Annotated in this window: 19 protein-coding genes; 6 read left to right on the top strand and 13 right to left on the bottom strand. The window is 61.8% G+C overall.

The window, feature by feature from the left end; all coding sequences use genetic code 11:
* Positions 1-22 precede the first annotated feature (22 nt).
* Together K307_RS18505 and K307_RS18500 are read left to right on the top strand one after the other, a co-directional pair.
* The gene (locus tag K307_RS18505) at positions 23-1,000 is read left to right on the top strand and encodes a tripartite tricarboxylate transporter substrate binding protein (protein ID WP_042880264.1); all 978 of its coding nucleotides are present in this window, start codon (positions 23-25) and stop codon (positions 998-1,000) included.
* Positions 1,001-1,017: 17 nt separating this feature from the next.
* On the top strand, positions 1,018-2,178 hold the full coding sequence (locus tag K307_RS18500; RefSeq protein ID WP_042880262.1) for a CaiB/BaiF CoA transferase family protein: 1,161 nt from the start codon (positions 1,018-1,020) through the stop codon (positions 2,176-2,178).
* Positions 2,179-2,196: 18 nt separating this feature from the next.
* Here the strand turns inward: K307_RS18500 and K307_RS18495 are convergent, their stop codons facing one another.
* Both K307_RS18495 and K307_RS18490 read right to left on the bottom strand, forming a co-directional pair.
* The gene (locus K307_RS18495) at positions 2,197-2,703 is read right to left on the bottom strand and encodes a DUF6630 family protein (protein ID WP_042880260.1); all 507 of its coding nucleotides are present in this window, start codon (positions 2,701-2,703) and stop codon (positions 2,197-2,199) included.
* Between the two features lie 27 nt (positions 2,704-2,730).
* Complete coding sequence (locus tag K307_RS18490) at positions 2,731-3,420, bottom strand: ArsR/SmtB family transcription factor (protein ID WP_042880257.1); 690 nt, start codon at positions 3,418-3,420, stop codon at positions 2,731-2,733.
* A 427-nt stretch (positions 3,421-3,847) separates the two neighbouring features.
* On the opposite strand from K307_RS18490, the gene K307_RS18485 reads away from it, so the two are divergent.
* Positions 3,848-4,279, top strand: coding sequence for a hypothetical protein (locus K307_RS18485; RefSeq protein WP_042882276.1), 432 nt, complete (start codon positions 3,848-3,850; stop codon positions 4,277-4,279).
* An 89-nt stretch (positions 4,280-4,368) separates the two neighbouring features.
* Here K307_RS18485 and K307_RS18480 read toward each other — a convergent pair whose 3' ends face one another.
* The 3 genes from K307_RS18480 to K307_RS18470 form a co-directional block, all read right to left on the bottom strand.
* A complete protein-coding gene (locus tag K307_RS18480; protein ID WP_042880255.1) occupies positions 4,369-5,544 on the bottom strand; it encodes a 4-hydroxybenzoate 3-monooxygenase in 1,176 nt (391 codons plus the stop codon).
* Between the two features lie 76 nt (positions 5,545-5,620).
* Positions 5,621-6,577, bottom strand: coding sequence for a PDR/VanB family oxidoreductase (locus K307_RS18475; RefSeq protein WP_042880253.1), 957 nt, complete (start codon positions 6,575-6,577; stop codon positions 5,621-5,623).
* A gap of 23 nt (positions 6,578-6,600) precedes the next feature.
* A complete protein-coding gene (locus tag K307_RS18470; RefSeq protein WP_051974958.1) occupies positions 6,601-7,656 on the bottom strand; it encodes an aromatic ring-hydroxylating dioxygenase subunit alpha in 1,056 nt (351 codons plus the stop codon).
* A gap of 127 nt (positions 7,657-7,783) precedes the next feature.
* Between K307_RS18470 and K307_RS18465 the strand changes: the two genes are divergently transcribed.
* On the top strand, positions 7,784-8,692 hold the full coding sequence (locus K307_RS18465) for a LysR family transcriptional regulator (RefSeq protein ID WP_042880251.1): 909 nt from the start codon (positions 7,784-7,786) through the stop codon (positions 8,690-8,692).
* A 390-nt stretch (positions 8,693-9,082) separates the two neighbouring features.
* Positions 9,083-10,444: an MFS transporter gene (locus tag K307_RS18460; protein ID WP_042880249.1), complete on the top strand. Its 1,362-nt coding sequence runs from the start codon at positions 9,083-9,085 to the stop codon at positions 10,442-10,444.
* Positions 10,445-11,165: 721 nt separating this feature from the next.
* On the opposite strand, the gene K307_RS18455 is transcribed toward K307_RS18460, so the two are convergent.
* From K307_RS18455 to K307_RS18445, 4 genes are all read right to left on the bottom strand, one after another.
* A complete protein-coding gene (locus K307_RS18455) occupies positions 11,166-11,546 on the bottom strand; it encodes a VOC family protein (RefSeq protein WP_042880247.1) in 381 nt (126 codons plus the stop codon).
* Between the two features lie 204 nt (positions 11,547-11,750).
* Positions 11,751-13,913 carry a PAS domain S-box protein gene (locus K307_RS46255; protein WP_196251561.1) on the bottom strand — a complete coding sequence of 721 codons (2,163 nt, stop codon included), beginning with the start codon at positions 13,911-13,913 and terminating at the stop codon, positions 11,751-11,753.
* Positions 13,914-13,944: 31 nt separating this feature from the next.
* Complete coding sequence (locus K307_RS47875) at positions 13,945-14,103, bottom strand: hypothetical protein (RefSeq protein ID WP_155301173.1); 159 nt, start codon at positions 14,101-14,103, stop codon at positions 13,945-13,947.
* A gap of 34 nt (positions 14,104-14,137) precedes the next feature.
* Positions 14,138-15,232: an aldo/keto reductase gene (locus K307_RS18445; protein WP_051974957.1), complete on the bottom strand. Its 1,095-nt coding sequence runs from the start codon at positions 15,230-15,232 to the stop codon at positions 14,138-14,140.
* Positions 15,233-15,400: 168 nt separating this feature from the next.
* Here K307_RS18445 and K307_RS18440 point away from each other — a divergent pair, with 168 nt between their 5' ends.
* Complete coding sequence (locus K307_RS18440; RefSeq protein WP_042880245.1) at positions 15,401-16,291, top strand: LysR family transcriptional regulator; 891 nt, start codon at positions 15,401-15,403, stop codon at positions 16,289-16,291.
* A 486-nt stretch (positions 16,292-16,777) separates the two neighbouring features.
* Here K307_RS18440 and K307_RS18435 read toward each other — a convergent pair whose 3' ends face one another.
* From K307_RS18435 to K307_RS18420, 4 genes are all read right to left on the bottom strand, one after another.
* Positions 16,778-17,242, bottom strand: coding sequence for a YaiI/YqxD family protein (locus K307_RS18435; protein ID WP_042880244.1), 465 nt, complete (start codon positions 17,240-17,242; stop codon positions 16,778-16,780).
* A gap of 360 nt (positions 17,243-17,602) precedes the next feature.
* Complete coding sequence (locus K307_RS18430) at positions 17,603-18,340, bottom strand: amino acid ABC transporter ATP-binding protein (protein ID WP_042880242.1); 738 nt, start codon at positions 18,338-18,340, stop codon at positions 17,603-17,605.
* A 33-nt stretch (positions 18,341-18,373) separates the two neighbouring features.
* Positions 18,374-19,039: an amino acid ABC transporter permease gene (locus K307_RS18425; RefSeq protein WP_042880239.1), complete on the bottom strand. Its 666-nt coding sequence runs from the start codon at positions 19,037-19,039 to the stop codon at positions 18,374-18,376.
* 3 nt (positions 19,040-19,042) lie between these two features.
* The gene (locus K307_RS18420) at positions 19,043-19,762 is read right to left on the bottom strand and encodes an amino acid ABC transporter permease (protein WP_419187157.1); all 720 of its coding nucleotides are present in this window, start codon (positions 19,760-19,762) and stop codon (positions 19,043-19,045) included.
* Between the last annotated feature and the right edge of the window lie 17 nt (positions 19,763-19,779).

Below are 19,779 nucleotides of genomic sequence, written 5' to 3'. Positions count from 1 at the left end.
ACAGCTACGGAGGAGACACCCCATGAAAAAGACCGCAATCCCACTGGCGGCGCTGGCCGCATCGGTACTGGCAGTCTCGGCGCACGCCGCCCAGCCAGTCGACTACCCGACCAAGCCCATCCGCCTGGTGATCGGCTTCCCGGCTGGTGGCGGCGCCGACAACACCGCCCGCCTGTACGGCGATGCGCTCAGCCGCGAACTGGGCCAGCCGGTGATCGTGGACAACAAGCCCGGCGCCGGCACCACCATTGCCGCGGAGTTCGTGGCCAAGGCGCCGCCGGACGGCTATACGCTCTATATCGCGACCGCAAGCCTGATGGGCGGCGACAAGGTCCTCTACAAGAACATCAGGTACCAGCCCTCGGACTTCATCCCGATCACCCGGCTGGTGGCGGCGCCGATGATCCTCGCGGTCAACAAGGACACCGGCATCAGGAATGTGGCCGAGTTGGTGGCGCGGGCCAAGGCGCAACCGGGGGCGCTTAACTACTCCTCGTCCGGCAACGGCGTGATCACCCACCTGGCCGGCGTCCAGTTCACCAGGCTGGCCGGCGTGCAGATGACGCACGTGCCCTTCAAGGGCGGGGCGCCGTCGGCGCAGGCGGTCGCTGCCGGCGACGTGCAGCTGACCTTTGGCACCGCGCCGTCGGTCAAGCCGATGATCGACACGGGCAAGGTCGTCGCCATCGCGGTGACCTCCGGCCAGCGCTCGCCGGCCAACCCGCAGTTGCCGACCATCGCCGAAGGCGGGGTCAAGGGCTACGACCTGTCCGCCTGGTACGGACTGTTTGCCCCGGCAAAGACGCCGCCGGAGATTATCGACAAGCTGTTCGCGGCGACCACGAAGGTCATGGCCGATCCCGAACTGAAAAAGAGGTTCCTGGCGCAAGGCGATGAGGTCTCGGTGTCGGGCTCGGTGGCGGAGTTCCGCGAGTATGCAGCGCGCGAAGGCAAGCTCGGTGTCGACCTGGCGGTCTCGAGCGGCGCAAAGATCGACTGAACCATGCGGAGAGCGTAATGACAACAGCAAGTGGCCAACTCCCCCTGGCGGGACTGACCGTGGTGGACCTGACACGGGTGCTCGCCGGCCCTTACTGCACGATGATGCTTGCCGACCTGGGCGCGCGCGTGATCAAGATCGAGAACCCGGACGGCGGCGACGATTCGCGGCAGGTCGGCCCGTTCGTCGACGGCGAGTCGGCCTACTTCGCGTCGATCAACCGGAACAAGGAATCGATCGCGCTCGACCTCAAGAACCCCGAGGACCGCAAGGTGCTCGACCGCATGCTCGCCACGGCGGACGTGCTGGTGGAGAACTTCCGCGCCGGCGTCATGGAGAAGCTGGGCTACACGTGGGAAGACCTGCACGCCCGCTTCCCGCGGCTGGTCTATGCCTCGATCTCCGGCTTCGGGCAGACCGGCCCGTATCGCGCCCGCCCGGCCTACGACATGGTGGTGCAGGCCATGGGCGGGCTGATGAGCGTCACCGGCGAGGCGGGCGGCAATCCCGCGCGGGTGGGCGTTTCCATTGGCGACATCGGGGCGGGGCTGTACGCGACCATCGGCATCCAGTCGGCGTTGCTCAAGCGGGTGCATACCGGCCTGGGCGAGCGCGTCGACATCTCCATGCTGGACTGTCAGGTCGCGCTGCTGGAGAACCCGATCGCCCGCTATTCCGCTACCGGCGGCGTGCCGAAGCCGCTCGGCACCCGCCACCCGTCGATTACCCCGTTCGACATGTTCGCCACCAGCGATGGCTTTATCGTCATCGCGGTCGGCAACGATGCCTTGTTCGCCAAGCTGTGCGACGCGCTCGGGCGCGGCGAATGGGCTCTGGAGGAACGCTTCGCTACCGTGCCGGCGCGCAACGAGCACCATGTCACGCTCAAGGCCTGCCTGGAGGCGCGGCTCGCCGACGCAACCACTGCCGAGTGGGAGGCGATTCTAGAGGCCGCCGGGGTGCCGCATGGCCCGATGAACAGCGTTCCGCAACTGGTCAGGAATCCGCATGTCCAGGCGCGCGGGATGATCCTCGATATCGGTATTGGCGACGGCAAGGGGCTAAGGGTGGCCGGCAACCCGGTCAAGATCGGGACGGTCGAGGCGCTTTCAGGGGTACGGAACCCGCCTGCGCTGGACCAGGATCGGGAGCGGTTGCTGGCGGAGTTCGGCGGCTGACAGGCTTGCCAGCGCGCGTCAGTAAGGCTGGTCCGCCGGCCGGACCTCGAAGCGCAGCGTCTCCGCGATATCCAGCATCTCCTCATCATCCTCGCTGCGCGTGATCCACCCGCCGTAGGCGTCGCCGTCGGTGTCCCATTGCCACAGCGTATAGCCGGCCACGCGCAGCTGGTTGTGCGCCAGCTCCATCAGCTCCGGCACGCTGGTGCTCTCCAGGAAGGCCTCGTCCTCGGGATCGTCAGTGCCCCAGTCGAGCTCCAGGTCCATCCGCTCGCACAGCTGGTTGAGGCAGCCGATAAAGGACTGGCAGTCCTTCCAGTCGACAAAGAAGCCCGATTGCCAGTCGATGACCTCGCGGATCACCCAGAGCAGTTCCTGGCCGTCGGTGTCATCGTCCTCGGCGTCGAGCAATGCATCCTCGAACATCGCCAGCTGCGCCGAGGTCTGGGCGCTGTCGCCAAGATTGATAAGGGCGAAGAAACGCGCGATGGCGTCCTGCGTGTCGTCGTCCAGTGATGTGGCCATGATCGTCTCCTGAGGCTGCGCGGTCTGCTATGCCGCGATGCGCATGATCTCGCGTTGGCCGGCCGGTGTCACGCGCAGCGCACGCGAGGTGCGCGTGGTTTCGACCCAACCGCGCGTGATCAGGCTGCCCAGCAGCGCCTCGCCCAGCGCGCCGCCCAGGTGCGGCTTGCGCTCGCTCCAGTCCGGGCAGGCGCAGGCGAACTGCCGCCGCTTGCGCCGCGCCGCTTCCACGTCGATGCCCAGCCCGGCCAGCGCCTGCGCACCGTCGCCGCTCAGTTCCACGCGCTGCGCTTCCAGCACCAGCCAGCCGGAATGGGTCATTCGCTCGAACAGGCCCACCGCCAGCTCGCCCGCCAGGTGGTCATAGCAGGTGCGCGCCTGGCGCAGCGCCGGCGGCGCCGTGCGCGAAACCGGCACGTCGCGCAGCCGCGGCGGCTTGCTGGCCAGCGAGGCCGACGCCAGCGCCTCGATCGCCACGCCGATCTCCGGCGCGGCCAGCCGGTAGTAGCGGTTGCGCCCGCGCGTTTCCACCACCAGCAGGCCGCCTTCGGACAACCGCGCGAGGTGGCCGCTGGTCGACGACGCCGACAGCCCTGCGATCAGCGCCAGCTCTCCCGCGGGGCGCGCGCTGCCGTCCATCAGCGCCCACAGCATGGCCGCGCGGCCGGGATCGGCGAGCAAGCCCGCCAGCTGGCTGATGCCGGGTGCGTAATCCATGGTTTGGCTCCGGGTGAAATGTGTAATGCGGAGTATAAAGCCGAGATGAGTGTCCTAACCTCGGGAAATAAAGTCCTTCCCAAATGTATTCCCCGGTCAGAGGCGAGAGCGCTGGAGCGACGGGTGTAGCTTCCGCTGCTCCCTGGTCGCTGTTGCGTCATCCACTATGATTCCTTTCCAATCAGACACAAGCCGGTCCATATCGACCAAAATGTCTGGTCGATATGAACATAATCGCCCGACATCAGAGTCAATGCCCGGAGCCACGAATCGAATCGGGTGAAAAATACGCTTCGTTGAATTGAGGGCTGCTGTTCAAGCGAAGCCCGAGATGGAGTCCTATGGTAAGGTTGGTGGGATGAGTTCATGGACTTCAAACTGGTGATGCATGGGCCGTACCGATGTGGTGCTGGGAGAGCGATGCAGCGTGAGTGATGCGAAGCAGGAAACGCGGCGCACGCTGCGGACTGAGAGAGTTTCAATCAGCAGGGCTTTGCGCCTGAGCGTGCCGCCAGAGGCCAGGCCTGCGCCGGTCAACGGGAAAGACTGGCTGCGGCAGAGGAAAGAGCAATTGCAGGCTGCCCGTGCCGCTGCCAAGCAAAGGCGCGATCTACTAAGAGCCGAAATCATGTCGGCCGTGCAAGATGTTGCCCGAGAGGAACGCACTGCTGCGCGGCTAGAAGCTGAACGCCTGAAGGCGGAAGCCAAGGCTGCGCGGACCTACACGCGGGAGGACGCACGCGCCGCCGCCAAGTTCGAGCGCGGCCAACCAACCCGCTCGGCGTCCAAACGTAAGACGCTTGCTAATGAGAAACGCAAGCTGGTCTCTTACGCTGATCTGTTGCGGATCCGCGGGTGATCTGGCGGAAGTTCGACAGGGCGGTCCGATATTGAGACCGCCTGTACTTAACGATGCCGGGCAACTTTCTCCGGCATCGCGTCACTACATTAGTGAACCGCAGCCTTCCCGACGTAGTTCTCGGCCAGTGCGGTGGCTGCCGCGCGAGAGGCTGTCACATAGGCCAGTTCCGACAGTTGCATCTGCTGCTGGAACGGACTGGCATCGTCGAACTGGTGAAGCATGCTCGTCATCCACCACGAGAAGTGTTCGGCACGCCAGATCCGTTTCAGGGCCGTCTCGGAGTAACGATCCAAAGACTCGTTCTTACCTTCCCGATAGAACTGCTTGAAGCCTTCCGCCAGGATTAGCACATCGTTAATCGCGAGATTTATGCCCTTTGCGCCAGTAGGCGGCACGATGTGAGCGGCGTCGCCAGCGAGGTAAAGTCTTCCGTGCTGCATGACACTGGACACGAAGCTGCGCATGCCGACGATGTTCTTCTGGAAGATCTTTCCTTCCGTCACCTTCCAGCCATCGGCTTGGTCAACGCGGGCGTGCAGTTCGCTCCAGATTCGATCGTCCGACCAGTTCTCTACGGAATCCTTGGGGTCGCACTGAAAGTACATCCGCTGCACGTTCGGTGAACGGGTGCTGATGAGGGCAAATCCCCGTTCGTGGCGAGCGTAGATGAGTTCATCGCTGGAGGGAGGTGCCTCCACAAGGATGCCGAACCATCCGAAAGGGTAGAGTCTTTGATAGTCCATGCGGACGGACTCGGGGATTGCCGAGCGTGAGATTCCTTGCGAGCCATCGCACCCTACCACGAAATCGCAAACGATCTCGCGCACCTCTCCATTTTTGACGTAGCGGATAGAAGGCGATTCGGTGTCAAGGCCGTGGAGCGACGTGTCGGACACGCCAAACTCAAGTTGAGCGTTGGCCGAAACCCGGGCGCCGACAAGGTCCTTAATTACCTCGTGCTGCGCGTAGACGGTGATGGAGTGGCCGGTTAGCGCCTTCAGATCGATGCGATGGCGGCCACCATTGAACGAAAGGTCGAACCCGGTGTGCAAGGCGCCTTCTGCGGCCATTCTCTGGCCGAGTCCAACTTCATGCAACAGGTCCATTGTTCCCTGCTCCAGGACGCCTGCCCGGATGGTGGACTCGATCTGCTCACGAGTACGCGATTCGATTACTACCGAATCGATACCCTGCATGTGCAGCAGATGCGACAGCATCAATCCGGCAGGGCCCGCTCCAATGATTCCAACTTGTGTACGCACAATAGTTCTCCACCCTGCGTAATTCTGACGCAGGAGTCTTTCGCTAAAGATATGAATTCTGGCGCTGCCCGGCCATTTAAATGTCGAGGACAAGCATCGACGAATAAGAGCGAGAACAGCAGGGGGTGAAGACCTTGTTCTCAGCACGCTCCGCGTCCGTCAGGTAGACATCTCGATGGAGCGGAATCCCATCAAGAATGCGGGTCACACATGTCCCGCAGACCCCTTGCTCGCAAGATGTTTCGATTTCAATCCCGTGCTGTGCAAGGACTTCTACAACGGACTTGTCGGCGGTTACTTGCAGGACTTGCCCCGTGCTGCCGATCTTCACCGCGAAAGCGATGTCGGCTTGCTCCGGGGAGGTCGTCGCCGGAGCTGCAAAGTACTCCCGGTGCAATTGGGAATCGGCATACCCAACTTGCCGCGCGGCTTCGAGCATGGCGTCGATGAACCCCGCTGGACCACACACATAGATATGGGTATCTGGACGGTAGGCGCTTTGCAGGGCATCCTTTGCATCGAAGCGATCTGTCGAACCGTCATCAAGGTGCAGATGCACGTGCTCGCTAATGGGCCCTTGCAGGAGCTCCTCTCTGAAAGCGGTTTTCGCCAATGCTCGTGTGCAATAGTGCATTTCGAACGACTGACCTTGTGCCTGCAGCGACTGAGCCATGGCCATGATTGGGGTAACCCCGATTCCACCGGCGAGAAGCACCGTATGACTCGCGTCAACCTCCAGAGAGAAGTGATTTCGAGGGGCACTGATCTGGATCTCGCTTCCTTCACCGATGGCATGCATCGCAACGGAGCCGCCGCGAGAAGCGGGGTCCTTCAGGACGCCAAGGACATAGCTACGGGAATTACTGGGGTCACCACAGAGAGAATACTGGCGGACCAGTCCACCAGGTAAGTGCACATCCACATGTGCGCCCGCTGAGAAAGCTGGCAACGGCTCGCCGGTGGTCGAAACCAGGTGAAAGGCACTGATGCCATCAGCCACCTGACGCTTACATTCAACGCGTACATTTAACATGCTGAAACACCCCACATCTTTGCTTACGCAGCCTTGGCGGTCGGCTCGATACCTGCATCAGCGGCCTCTGCCTTGTTCAGGGCATCCCAGTACCTGCGGGCCTGCACCGGCGCAATGTCGAAGGAAATGTCAACCATTGCGCGGCCGGGATCGCGTTGCATGTTTTGATATTGAGATTCGATGATCTCCTTATCTTCATTGAACGTGATCACGATGTTGTCGTAAATGGCATCGGTCACAGCAGGTTCGTCGATGCGGAAATTGTGGGCGGCAGACCAAAAGTAATGCGTCGTGTGTTCGGTTTCCGGGGTCATCGCGTTCAGGCCGCGGAAGCCGTAGGCGTCATCACGGTTTCCTTCTGGCGCACCGCCGCCGACTTCCTTCGCGCCGGTGAAAATTCGGACGAGTCCGGGCTCGAATTCGATCTCCTGCCACCGGTCGACGCGTTCCGTCCCAAAGGTATAGGCCGCTGTGTAGGTAGGCGGCGGCAAGCTGTCCAACATCCATCGCTCGACTCGCACGCCTTTTTCGGTCCGGCCGGTGGTGGTTTTGGCTGCGAAGTGGGTCTCTGCGTCGCCGCCAATGGTGCGCTTGTGTACGTAGCCAAGATGGGTCAGGTCGAGCAGGTTATCGTAGATGAGCAGGTGATTCGACTTGATGAGGTACGTGTTCTTCCGATACCTCCACCCCTTATCACCGTGCCAAGGGTATGAGGGAACAGCGGCCTCTTTCGTCTGGGATTCGTCTCCCATCCAGATCCAGATCAGGTCGTCCTTCTCGACCACCGGGTAGCGCCTCACCTTCGCTTTAGTCGGGATCTTGCCCTGCCCTGGAACCCGCACACATTGGCCCTCAGCGTTGTACTCGAGGCCATGGTATGCGCAGCGTAAGCAATCACCGACAACGTCGCCGTGGTGTAGAGGCAGTGCTCGGTGACAGCACCGGTCTTCAAGAGCAGAGACCTTTCCGCTGACGCCACGGTAGAAGACCACCGGCTCATTCAAAAGGGTTCGTGCAATGGGAGTAGTGGTGATTTCGTCGGCCCACGCCGCGACGTACCAAGTGTTCTTGGGGAACATGGAATGTCTCCTGGTTTCTGATGCTGATCGTCACACGTTGCGAAAGGTGCAACGTGCTGCTGGATGAAGTCTCGTCATTCGCATACGATTTATCAAGTAGATCGTCCTGATAACATTCATAAGCGAGATGGATAACTTCGACCTGAACCTGCTCAGAATCTTCGACGCACTGCACCGGCACGGCCACGTTGGCAGGGCAGCCCAAGAACTTGGATTGAGCCAACCGGCGATCTCCTATTCGCTCCGTCGCCTGAGGGAGGAGCTGGGGGATGCGCTCTTTGTCAAAACGCGGCAAGGGATGGAGCCGACTCCGCGGGCCACCCAACTTGCGCCGGTGATCCAGTCGGTACTCGCCCAGATCCGGGAAAGCGTGTTGAGGTCGCCTGGCTTCGACCCAGCTCAAGTCCAACGGACGTTCACCATTGCGATGTCCGATGTCGGCGAAATGGTCTTCTTGCCGCGATTGCTGCATCGGCTGGCAACGCTTGCGCCAGGTTTAAACATCACGACGGTGTCAACTCACCCGAAGGCGCTAATGTCTGCGCTGCAGCGCAGCGAGGTAGATCTTGCTGTTGGTTACTTCCCTGATCTGGACGGCGTAGACGTTTTTCAGCAGCGCTTGTTCCGGCACAGTTTTGTATGCCTCGTAAGACGAGGTCATCCGGCCGTGCAAGGAAAAATGACTAAGAAGTCTTTCACTGAGCTTCCGCACGCCGTGGTGCAGGCTGAAGGTAGAAGCCAGGAGATAGTCGAGCAGTACCTGAAAGAGCAAGGTGTGCAACGGCGGGAACTGCTTCATTCACCGCACTTTTTAAGCATCCCCATGGTCATCGCTGCCACCGACTTGGTAGTGACCGTTCCCGCCGCAGTGGGAGAGGTATTCGCTCAAATCGCTGATGTTGCGGTGCTCGAGCCACCTTACAGGATGCCGACGTTTGATCTCAAACAACACTGGCACCGATCTCAACATGATGATCCGGGCAACCGCTGGCTAAGGGGGATCGTGTTGGAACTCTTCGGAGAACGGGCGACGTAACGGTTGCATATAAAGGGATTCGATAAGGGTTATAAGCTCCATTAGCTTGCCGGATCATCGAACCTTGAGGACACTTCGCTTCAACTCCCGTCCTGCGAGACCACTGGCACAGATCAATGGCCGCGGGCCTGACCGGGGAGTCAATACAGGAGACGAACATGCCCCCAAGCCTTCACCGACCACCTCGCTAGCTCGCAGGGTCGACATCTCCGTCCCAAGAGGATGGTGGCGCGCAGCTCAAACCGCGCAGCGATTCCGAATTCATCGCCAACTCCGGAACGACGCATAGGCGCACCTCGCGGACTTGTGTGGCCCGTGCTTCGTTCAACTTCCCGGCCAGCATTCCTGGCCGCAATCCTAACTCGTCCTAATTCTGGGCAGGAGCACGATATGGCAGCAGACCGACACGGCGTCATTGATGTCCAGGAGTTCATCGACTCAAGACGCTTTTCCCCATTTCAATGGGGCATTCTCATTCTTTGCTTTCTTATCGTCGCCGCCGACGGCTTCGACACTGCCGCAATTGGCTTTGTCGCTCCTGCGCTCATCAAGGAGTGGTCGGTGTCCAAGGTCGACTTGGGGCCCGTCCTGAGTGCTGCGCTGCTTGGCCTCGCAGTCGGCGCCCTCGTCGCGGGACCTGCGGCGGACCGCTATGGCCGCAAGCGGGTGCTGCTCGCGTCCGTGATCATCTTCGGCGTTCTCAGCTTGTTGTCCGCGTATGCGTCGTCCTTGAATCAGCTTCTGGCGCTACGCTTCCTTACTGGCGTGGGGTTGGGCGCGGCCATGCCCAACGCGACGACTCTTCTCTCCGAGTACGCACCTGCTAATCGCCGGGGCTTCCTTGTCAACGTCATGTTCTGTGGTTTCACGCTGGGCGCAGCCGGCGGTGGATTTGCAGCGGCGACGCTCATTCCAGAGTTCGGCTGGCGAAGCGTCTTTATAGTTGGTGGGATCATTCCGCTGATTCTTGCCGTTGCGCTGCTCTGGCTTCCCGATTCCGTACGCTATATGGTGGTCAGCGGGAAATCACCCGCTGAAATCCGCGCAGTCCTGGAGCGTATAGGCGGCAAAGGCTCAGCCATGGCTACCCGGTTTGTCCTGCCTGAACACGATAGCAATCAAGAGGCCTCACCCCTCTCCATCGTTCTATCGCCTCGGCTTCGGTTCGGCACGTTCATGCTGTGGGTGACGTATTTTATGGGCCTGCTGGTCTACTACCTCTTGAGTAGCTGGATGCCCACCCTCATTCGGGAAGCGGGCATGTCCATTAGGGACGCCTCGCTAGTTACCGCACTGTTTCCTCTTGGCAGCACCGTTGGTGCAATCATCTGCGGTTGGCTGATGGACCGTCTTAACCCCTTCCGGATAGTAGGGTTCGCATATCTGTCGACAGGCGTTTTCGTATGGGCGGTTGGCCAATCTCTCGGAGATACGGGGCTACTTATCGCCCTGACGTTCACGGCTGGTCTTTTCATGGGTGGGGGACAGGTCTCGATGCCGGTTCTCGCCGCTTCACACTATCCCACGGCCGGGCGCGCGTCTGGTGTCGCATGGATGCTGGGTATCGGACGCTTCGGCGGAATTTTGGGTGCTTTCCTCGGCGGGACCCTATTTCAGTTTGGGCTGTCGCTGCCCACGATTCTTGGCATGCTGGCTATCCCTGCCATGATTGCAGCGGTCTCGATTTTGGCCATGGGCGCGGCATCGCGGAAGAACGAAGCGGACTACGTGCGCAGCGAGGCGCTATCCTGACGCGACAAACACGAGAGCCGGCTACCCTTCGGTCGTCGGCCCGCGTGATGGCGCCAATATCAGTGCCAATGCAAGGATGAACTGCTGGTTAGCGCAGCGTTAGCAGTCGGGCACGTCAAGGGCGTCGCAAGCACGACACCTTCTGTTTTGGGCAACTAGCTTTCGTTGACGACACGTTCGACTAGTTCATCCACCGATCCGTCGTACCGGAAGCCGAGTGCCTCGGCATTCCAGGGGCGCCTGGATCGGCGCGGGCGGCGATAATGGACTCGCGCGGTGGCTCCAAATTTCCGGCACTCAAAGCGATATGGCCCGGAATGGCGGAAGTAGCTCGTCGGGAGAAAATGACGCTCTACGGAAACGGCTCCGCCCGCTGCCACCTTCAGCACATGGGTGTAGATCATGGTAGTCGACACATCACTGTGGCCCAGAAGCTCCTACACCGTGCGAATATCGGAGCCCGATTGCAGCAAGTACGTGGCAAAGCTGTGGCGCAGGGTGTGCCAGAAACCTGCTTGCAAATGCCGCCTGGGCCACCGCTTTCTTGACAGCCCGTTGCAGTCTTTCCTCAAACAAGTGGTGGCGGCGCTCGGTTCCCGAGTGCGGGTCTATGGAGAAAGTGAGCGATGGAAACAACCAGAACCACCCCCATGGGCTGCCAACATTGGGGTGCTTCTGCCCCATCGCAGTCCAACTTATCCCGCAGTTTCTGCGGGATACATTACGTTAGGGCCTCGGGTTCGTGGCAAACCACTTCGATGTTGTGCCCGTCCGGACCAATGACGAAAGCTGCATAGTAGTTCGCGTGGTAGTGCGGGCGCAGACCAGGCGCACCATTGTCTTTGCCACCCGCCTCCAGAGCCGCGCGATAGAAAGCTTCGACCTGCTGGCGATTCTCGGCCGTGAACGCCAAGTGAAGATGCGCCGGCTTCTCCTCGGTTTGGAACAGGCACAATGAAGCCTTACCCTTTGGGCTAAGCTCGACACCGTACGTCGGCGGCCCCTCCGAGACAACACCTACGCCGAGCGGTTCGAGTGCCTTGAGGAAGAACGCTTTGCTCGCTGCATAGTCGCTGACTCCGAATTTGACGTGGTCAAACATGAGTTCTCCTGAAGAGTGTGGGCCTGCGCGAGGATCCTAACCCTTCCATCGAGGGGACGTCCACAAGCGGGCTTCGCCCACTTGCGGCCGCCCCTCATGTCAAACGTTGAGCGTCCGGTCTTGAAGGTGGGCAGTGGCAGCTCCTGGCCGGGAAAGGACCTCCGCTGCCTCATCCTCGGCCGGCGGTAGTCGGACCCCATGGCTTCATTTTGCATCCGAAGTCTTAATCGGAAGGCTGAAGCTGAAGGTCACGCCACGGACCTCATTGCGCACGACCCAAATACGCCCGGCGTGTGCTTCGACGATCGAGCGACAGATCGCCAGCCCCATGCCCATGCCCGTTTCCTTTGTGGTGACAAATGGCTCGAAGACCGGCTCCAGATTCGCTAGCCCCATACCTTCATCCTGAACGTCGACCACCACGTTGTCCCCGTCGCACCGAGAGCGGATCAATAGCGACTTCGGTAGTACCGCCGTCGCTGCCAATGCCTCGATGGCGTTGCGCACAAGGTTGACGATCACCTGCTGAATCTGCGCCGCGTCGGCTCTGATCATCGGTACGTCCCGGGCTAGCTGCGTTTCCAGCGAGATCACGTTCCCGTGAATGTCGTCAGCCATCAGCGTGCAGACCTGAACAATCAGCTTGTTCATGTCAAGTTGGACATCTGCGGGAGCCGTGCGCTTGAACAGCGCGCGAATGCGGCATACCACGTCCGCCGTGGCTTTACCGTCACGGACGACGGCCTCTGCGCTGAGTCGGGCTTTATCGATGTCGGGCGGCGTGGCAGCGAGCCAGCGCCGGCACGCCCCGCCATTGGCCAACACGGCCTGTAGCGGCTGATTGATTTCGTGCGCGATGGACGCGGACAATTCGGCTACTGTGGCAATCCGTGATGCCTGCGCAAGCTCTTCCCGCGCATGTCGCAGCGCGTCTTCCGCTCGCGTGCGCTCGATGAATTGCCCGACCTGGTAGCCGACGGTGGTCATCATCTGCAAGAGCTCGGGATCGGCGTCGCGGACCTCGCGGCTGAAAAATTCGAACACGCCCACTACGCCGCTCTTGAGCGTGACCGGGAAGGCGAAGGCGGCGTGGAACCCTGCGTTCGCGGCAGATTCCGGCCACTGGAACTCAGGATTGAGCACCATGTCGGGTATGCAGACTGGTGCGCCGCTCGACCATGCTCGCCCGGGGAGCCCCATGCCGAGGCCGGCCGTCCCCGATAGCTCGGAACCGGCCCGCGCGAAGGCGGCCGAAGGCCATGCCTGCACGCACACCAGCACGTCCGCTTCCGGATCGACGCGCCAGAACGCGCCACAATCCCACTCGAACGCCTTGCATGTGTCGCGCAGAATACGGGGTACCGCCTCATCGAGCGTGCCGACTTCCGACAGCGTGCTCGCGACGCTGAATTCCGCGAGCAGGCGCTGTTCGCGGCGCCTGCGATCGGTGATGTCACTGGCGTGCGCGATGGCGAAAAGGCGGCCACTGCGGTTGAACGCACTTGCACGCACCTCGACGGGAAAGAGACTTCCGTCTTTTCGCTGGCGGCGGCCGATGAGGGTCACACTTCCATCTTCCCGCAGCCGCTGCTTGGCCCACTGGATCCTTTCCGGCGTGATGTCGCGGTCGAAATGGCAGGCGTGCATGCCGATAAGCTCGTCGCGTGTATAACCCAGCGTGTCGCCCGCCCGCCGGTTCACGTCGAGCACGATGCCGTCCTCGTCGTACAGGAAAATGGCATCCGTCGCGTGGTCGACCAGGGTTTGGAAGCGTTCTTCGCTTGTGCGCAGCGCATCCTCGCTCACGAGCAGGTTGCGGTGCGCGAGCGCGCTCGTCAACGCATCTTCCAGGCGTCCGGCAATCTCCTCGAACAGCTGCCGTTCCACGGTGGTCCAGGCGCGCAGGCGCGAGCACTGGTGCAACCCGAACAGGTACGGCCGGTCGCCCTTGGGCCGAACCGCGATCGCGATCGTCGACAGGATGTTGAATCGGTCGCAAATCTCCGGTGGCATGTCTGGATCCACGACCGCCCGTGGGGCACGCAAGATGTCACGCAGGATTTCGGCTCCTCGGGCGTCCACCGGCACCTCCTCGTCGAGTGCGAAGGCGCCCGGATAGTCAGGATGCGTGTGCTCCATCACCGCGCGACACGCCGGCGCATCGCGATCACAGGGATATACCAGCCAGGCCCTATCGCAATTGAAGATCGCCAGCGCCTCCTCGACCACGCCGCGCGTTATGCCCTCGACCTCGTTCGTTCGCCGCATGGCGCGGTTGATGCGGTCCATGCACTCGAGGAACCATAGGTGTTCCTCGCGCGCCTCCTCTGCGCGCTTCTGCTCGGTCACGTCGACGACAAAGGCCACGCCACGTCTGCGTTCCAACGCCCTCTCTCCGTCACGAGAAGTACGTGCTGTAGGCCACGTCCCTCCACTTCTCATACTCTGTCCGCAGCGCATCCAGCTTCGCCATGATGGCAGTCCAACTGTCGGCGCCCATGATGAGCCGCTGAGGCAGGTTGCCGGACTTCACCAGATTGACGAATATTTCCGCCATGCCCTTGCGAGTTCAACGAGCGCAAACCACGCAGTCAAGCCCGCGCCGGACAGCGTGCTTGCTGCGGCGGCGTCGAGCGTCGCGGGTGCACGCGCGCCTCCAGCAACTGCTTGCGCCGAACCTCGCCTTGACGCTCGAACATCCAGCCGGGGTACTCGGCCGGCAGGCGGCTCACTTCGTCCAGGGCCGCAAGCTCGTCGGCGCTCAGCGTTACGTTTGTGGCCGCCAGGTTGTCGGCGAGCTGTTCGGGCCGCCTGGCACCGACGATCACGCTGGTGACCTGCGGTTGGTGCAGCAGCCAGGCCAGCGCCACTTGGGCCACCGAGACGCTATGCGCCTGCGCGATCGGCCGCATCGCGTCGATGCAGTTGTAGGCCCGATCGCGGTTCACCGGCGGGAAATCGAACGTGGTGCGGCGGCTGCCTTCCTCGCCTCGCTGCTCGCGCCCGTACTTGCCGCTGAGCAGGCCGCCGGCCAGCGGGCTCCACACCATCAGGCCGACACCTTCGCTCTTCAGCATCGGGATCAGTTCGCGTTCGAGGTCGCGCCCGGCAACGGTGTAGTACGCCTGCAGCGAGTCGAAGCGCGACAGGCCCAGCCGTTCGGCGATGCCCAGCGCCTTGGCGATCTGCCAGGCCGCCCAGTTCGACACGCCGACGTAGCGCACATGGCCGTGGCGCACCAACTGGTCGAGCGCGCGCACGGTTTCGTCGATCGGCGTAGCCGGGTCGAAGCCGTGGATCTGGTACAGGTCGATGTGGTCGAGCTGCAGCCGCTTCAGGCTGGCCTTGACGCCGTCGAGGATGTGGCCGCGCGACGCGCCGCGTGAGTTCGGTCCGGGCCCGGTTTCGTTGAAGACCTTGGTCGCGACGACCACGTTCTCGCGTGGCACCTTCAGGTTCTTCAGCGCCTGGCCGGTGATTTGCTCCGACACACCGCCCGCGTAGACGTCGGCGGTGTCGATGAAGTTGATGCCGGCGTCGATCGCCTGGCCCACAAGGCGTTCGGCGTCGGACTGCTGCAGGTCACCGATCTGGCTCCCGATGACGCCGCTGCCACCGAAGGTCATGGTGCCCAGGCAGAGTTCGGAGACAAACAGGCCGGTGCGGCCGAGTGTGCGTTGCTTCATGTCAATTTCCTTCGAGAGTTGTCAGGACGACGCGACCGGCGCGGGCTGCCGGGCAGAGGTTGCGGAATGATCAGTGCGAGCACGGTCACGACCGGTTCAACTCTAGGCAGAGGGGCATTGAATAACTATACTGCTGGAAAGACATTAAGTCATAAGGCCTGCTAATCAATGGCACGATACGACGACTTGGCGGCGTTCGCAGCCGTCGTGCGCGTTGGCAGCTTCACGCGCGCTGCTGCGCAGATGGGCGTGACGCAGTCCGCACTGAGTCAGACCGTTCGCGCGCTGGAGCGCAGGCTTGACCTGAAGTTGCTCAACCGAACCACGCGCAGCGTGTCGCCCACCGAGGCGGGGGAGCGGCTCTACTTGACTGTCGGGCCGCGCTTCGCGGACATCGAAGCCGAGCTGGCTGCGCTGGGCGAGCTGCGCGGGAAGCCGGCCGGCACCGTCCGCATCACTGCGACCGAGCATGCGGTGCGGACGCTGCTCTGGCCCAGGCTGCAGCCGTGGCTGCCGCAGTACCCCGACATCAAGGTCGAGATCAGCAGCGACAACCGCTTCATCGACATCGTGGCGGAGCGCTTCGACATCGGTGTGCGTCTGGGCGGCGATGTGGCCAAAGACATGATCGCGATGCGCATTGCGCCGGACATGCGCATGGTTGTGGTCGGAAGCCCCGACTACTTCGTGCGCCATCCTCGACCCCTTACTCCGCAGGATCTCACCGAGCACGATTGCCTCGGCCTGCGCCTGCCTTCCCACGGCGGGCTGCTGCCGTGGGAGTTCAAGCGGCGCGGCAAGAGCATCCATGCGCACGTCACGGGGCGGCTGGTGTTCAATTCGAGAGACATGGTCGTCGCGGCGGCGTTGGCCGGGCACGGGTTGGCGTGGGTTCCCGACGATGCCGTCGGCGAGCACATCGCCGCAGGGCACCTCGTCGCGGTTCTTGATGATTGGTCGCAGACCTTCCCCGGATACCACCTGTACTACGCCAGCCGCAATTCGTCTCCTGCAGTGGCCCTCATTGTTGAAGCCTTGCGTCAAGTGCAGGGGCAGTGACTCAACCGTCTGCTTCGCTCAACCGCGAAGGACTCCAACGGGTCGGCAGCGCGGGCTGAATGCGCTGCATAGCAGTCCTTCGCGGCGCAAGGCTAAAGGACCGCTCTTCTGTTCGGGAACGGAAATCCGGATTTGCGAGTTGGACCGCCGCTGTTCGGCCAATTCGGTCATTGGTCTACCATTGGTCGACTGACCGATGGCCGATCCCGGTCGGATGCCCGCCGCGAAACTGCGGTCGGCTCTGACCGATCCATTGCAGAATGCCGACGTCGATGGCGGCTTGCAGAGAGCAACGAGACGGCCGCAGCCTCGCCAGAGTTACCTGCGAACTGCTCGAGCGCTATGCCAGGGGGGTGCGCCGAATTGGCGACTAGAAGAGCTGCAAACACTGGCCATATATAGAGCAGCCACAGCCAGCCGTAGCCCAATGTTGCCACCTTGAACCCCAAGGCTGGCCCACTATTGCGTTGCTGTGGCTAGCACGCCTCAGGCGGCGGCACCTGGCGGCGCATGGCGTGCCAGGAAACGGTCCAATTGGCCAGCGAACGCCTTGCTATCCTGTGGGGCGTACGGTGCCGGTCCGCCGGTATCGACGCCCGAGCCGCGGAGTTGGTCCATCACCTCGCGCATCGTTAGGCGCTCCTGGATATTCTCACGGCTAAGCCAGCTTCCCCGTGGGTCGAGCACATAGGCGCCCTTGTCGAGGGCAGCGGCGGCAAGAACTATGTCCGCCGTAATTACGAGGTCCCCGCTGCTGACCAGCTCGACGATACGGTCATCGGCGACGTCGAAGCCCGCAGGCACTTGCAGTGCCTTGATAAAGCGGGAAGGCGGCGTGCGCATATACTGGTTGGCAACCAGCGTGACGCACACTTCGACACGTTGTGCGGCCCGATACAACATTTCCTTGACGACAACCGGGCAGGCGTCTGCGTCAACCAGTACTTGCATCGCGGTACTTCCAATTGAGGGAGGGAACGCTCATATTACTGCCTGCACGTGTCTCGATGGGAACGAACGTCGGCAGGGGGATCGATTACCGATGCGTGCGCCGGCAACGGTTCCGTACCAACGCAGACTGCCCGTTCGCCAGCCCTGTGCGCTTGTTCGTTTGCTATTCGGTTAACGCCTGGTCCGGCGGTAGTCGACCCATCTCGGCCAAATAGGCGGCTGCCCTCTGAACCCGCCGGGCGTGCGCGCGGGAGTGTTTTGGGACGCTGGCACGCGACCGGACGCATGGAGGAAATGCTGACGAGAAGCACCAAGGCCAGTCCAGTCATAGTTGAGACTCTGCCCCAACCGACACGTGTATTAGTGCTGCAGGATCTTGTCCAGGAAATCCTTGGTCCTCGGCTTGCGCGACCCGGGGTCGCCGAAGAACTCTTCTTTGCTGCAGTCCTCCAGGATGTGGCCGCCAACGTCGATGAAAACCACGCGGTTGCTAACCTTGCGGGCGAAGCCCATCTCGTGGGTGACGACCATCATGGTCATGCCCTCGTTGGCCAGTTTCACCATCGCGTCAAGCACCTCGCCCACCATCTCCGGATCGAGCGCCGAGGTCGGCTCGTCGAACAGCATGACCACCGGGTCCATGGACAACGCGCGCGCGATGGCCACACGCTGCTGTTGGCCCCCCGAGAGTTGGCCGGGAAACTTGTCCTTGTGTGCCATCAGGCCTACGCGGTCGAGCATCTTCAGGCCACGTGCCTTGGCCTCTTCCGGGCTGCGTCCCAGCACCTTGACCTGCGCAATCGTCAAGTTCTCTGTGACCGACAGGTGCGGAAAAAGTTCGAAGTGCTGGAACACCATGCCGACCTTGCTACGGAGCTTCGGCAGGTTGGTCTTGGGATCGTGCAGCGCGATGCCGTTGACGGTAATTTCGCCCTTCTGGAAGGGCTCGAGTGCGTTGACTGTCTTGATGAGGGTGGACTTGCCCGAGCCAGAAGGGCCGCAGACCACCACCACATCGCCCTTGCTGACGCTCACTGAGCAATCATGCAAGACCTGCGCGGAGCCGTACCACTTGGAGACGCTCTTGATTTCGATCATGGATTGAGACATGGCTGTGTCCTCAATGTCCGCTCAGCGGATAATGGCAATTTTCCGATGCAGGCGCTTGACCAGATAGGAGAGCGCAAAGCAAACGACGAAATAGGTAACGGTCGCCAGCAGGTAGCTTTCCACCGGACGGCCCTTGTTGGTGCCTGCGACCACAAAGCCCTTGAGCAGGTCGTTGGCACCGATGGCGTAGACAAGCGAGGTGTCCTGAAACAGGATGATGGTCTGGGTGAGCAGCACCGGCAGCATGTTGCGGACGGCCTGCGGCAGGATTACCAGGCGCATGTTTTGGGCGTAGGTCATGCCTAGCGCGTGCCCGGCGGATACCTGGCCGCGCGGGATGGATTGAATGCCCGCGCGCATGATCTCGCTGAAGTACGCGGCCTCGAAGGCGACGAAGGTGATGACCGCCGCCACTTCTGCGCCAATGGGCCGGCCAATCAGCAGGGGCACCAGCAGGAAGAACCAGAGCAGCACCATGACCAGCGGGATACTACGCATGCCGTTGACATAGAAGGTCGCTGGGATCGTCATGACGTTCCAACCCGACAGGCGCATGAGGGCCAGCACGGTGCCGAACAGAATGCCGCCGGCCGTGGCGACTACCGTCAGGATCACACTGAAGAACAACCCCTTGAGGATGTAGTTGCTGATGATCCCCCAGTTGTAGAAGGAAAGATCGAGTTCCATCGCTTAATGCCCCCCACTGCCTGCCAGGGCAATAAGGCCTGGAACGCGCGAACGCTTTTCGATAAAGGCCATGATCCGGTTGATGGTCAAGGCGGAGATGATGTAGAGCACCGTCACCGCCGCATAGATTTCGATGGGGCGCGATGTTTCCTCGCCCGCCTGCATGGCAAACCAGGTCAACTCCGTTACCGACACAGCGAAAGCCACCGACGAGTTCTTGAATACGTTCATGGCTTCGCTGGTCAGCGGTGGAATGACGATGCGGTAGGCCATCGGCAGCAGCACGTAGCGGTAGTACTGCAGCGTGGTGAAGCCCAGTGCCATGCCCGCGTAGCGCTGGCCGCGCGGCAGCGACTGGATGCCTGAGCGCACCTGCTCGGCGATCCGCACCGAGGTGTACACGCCCAGGGCGATGACCACCAGCACGAAGTTGTCGAAACCCTTCATCGCGGGCACGATTACCGGAATGACGTGGTACCAGAGGAAGACCTGCACCAGCAGAGGAATGTTGCGAAAAAGTTCCACCCAGCCGGCACCGAAGGTTGACAGCACGGGGCTGTCGGGCAGTGTGCGCAAGATGCCGATGACCGACCCCAGGATGAAGGCGATGATCAACGCCAGCACAGCGACGGACGCCGACCATCCCCAGGCTGACATCATCCATTGCCAGTACGAGGGAAAGGTGCCGGGATCCTGAAGAAAGACTTGCCAGTCCCAATCGATTCCCATAGGACGCTCCT

Source organism: Cupriavidus necator A5-1 (assembly GCF_000744095.1).
GTDB lineage: Bacteria > Pseudomonadota > Gammaproteobacteria > Burkholderiales > Burkholderiaceae > Cupriavidus > Cupriavidus necator_A.
This window is presented reverse-complemented; position numbering and strand designations above follow the sequence as displayed.

Excerpts from the sequence above, each read along its gene's own strand:
- K307_RS18505 (WP_042880264.1), top strand. The coding sequence starts at position 23 with ATGAAAAAGACCGCAATCCCACTGGCGGCGCTGGCCGCATCGGTACTG.
- K307_RS18500 (WP_042880262.1), top strand. The coding sequence starts at position 1,018 with ATGACAACAGCAAGTGGCCAACTCCCCCTGGCGGGACTGACCGTGGTG.
- K307_RS18495 (WP_042880260.1), bottom strand. The coding sequence starts at position 2,703 with ATGGCCACATCACTGGACGACGACACGCAGGACGCCATCGCGCGTTTC.
- K307_RS18490 (WP_042880257.1), bottom strand. The coding sequence starts at position 3,420 with ATGGATTACGCACCCGGCATCAGCCAGCTGGCGGGCTTGCTCGCCGAT.
- K307_RS18475 (WP_042880253.1), bottom strand. The coding sequence starts at position 6,577 with ATGTTAAATGTACGCGTTGAATGTAAGCGTCAGGTGGCTGATGGCATC.
- K307_RS18470 (WP_051974958.1), bottom strand. The coding sequence starts at position 7,656 with ATGTTCCCCAAGAACACTTGGTACGTCGCGGCGTGGGCCGACGAAATC.
- K307_RS18465 (WP_042880251.1), top strand. The coding sequence starts at position 7,784 with ATGGATAACTTCGACCTGAACCTGCTCAGAATCTTCGACGCACTGCAC.
- K307_RS18460 (WP_042880249.1), top strand. The coding sequence starts at position 9,083 with ATGGCAGCAGACCGACACGGCGTCATTGATGTCCAGGAGTTCATCGAC.
- K307_RS18455 (WP_042880247.1), bottom strand. The coding sequence starts at position 11,546 with ATGTTTGACCACGTCAAATTCGGAGTCAGCGACTATGCAGCGAGCAAA.
- K307_RS47875 (WP_155301173.1), bottom strand. The coding sequence starts at position 14,103 with ATGGCGGAAATATTCGTCAATCTGGTGAAGTCCGGCAACCTGCCTCAG.
- K307_RS18445 (WP_051974957.1), bottom strand. The coding sequence starts at position 15,232 with ATGAAGCAACGCACACTCGGCCGCACCGGCCTGTTTGTCTCCGAACTC.
- K307_RS18440 (WP_042880245.1), top strand. The coding sequence starts at position 15,401 with ATGGCACGATACGACGACTTGGCGGCGTTCGCAGCCGTCGTGCGCGTT.
- K307_RS18435 (WP_042880244.1), bottom strand. The coding sequence starts at position 17,242 with ATGCAAGTACTGGTTGACGCAGACGCCTGCCCGGTTGTCGTCAAGGAA.
- K307_RS18430 (WP_042880242.1), bottom strand. The coding sequence starts at position 18,340 with ATGATCGAAATCAAGAGCGTCTCCAAGTGGTACGGCTCCGCGCAGGTC.
- K307_RS18425 (WP_042880239.1), bottom strand. The coding sequence starts at position 19,039 with ATGGAACTCGATCTTTCCTTCTACAACTGGGGGATCATCAGCAACTAC.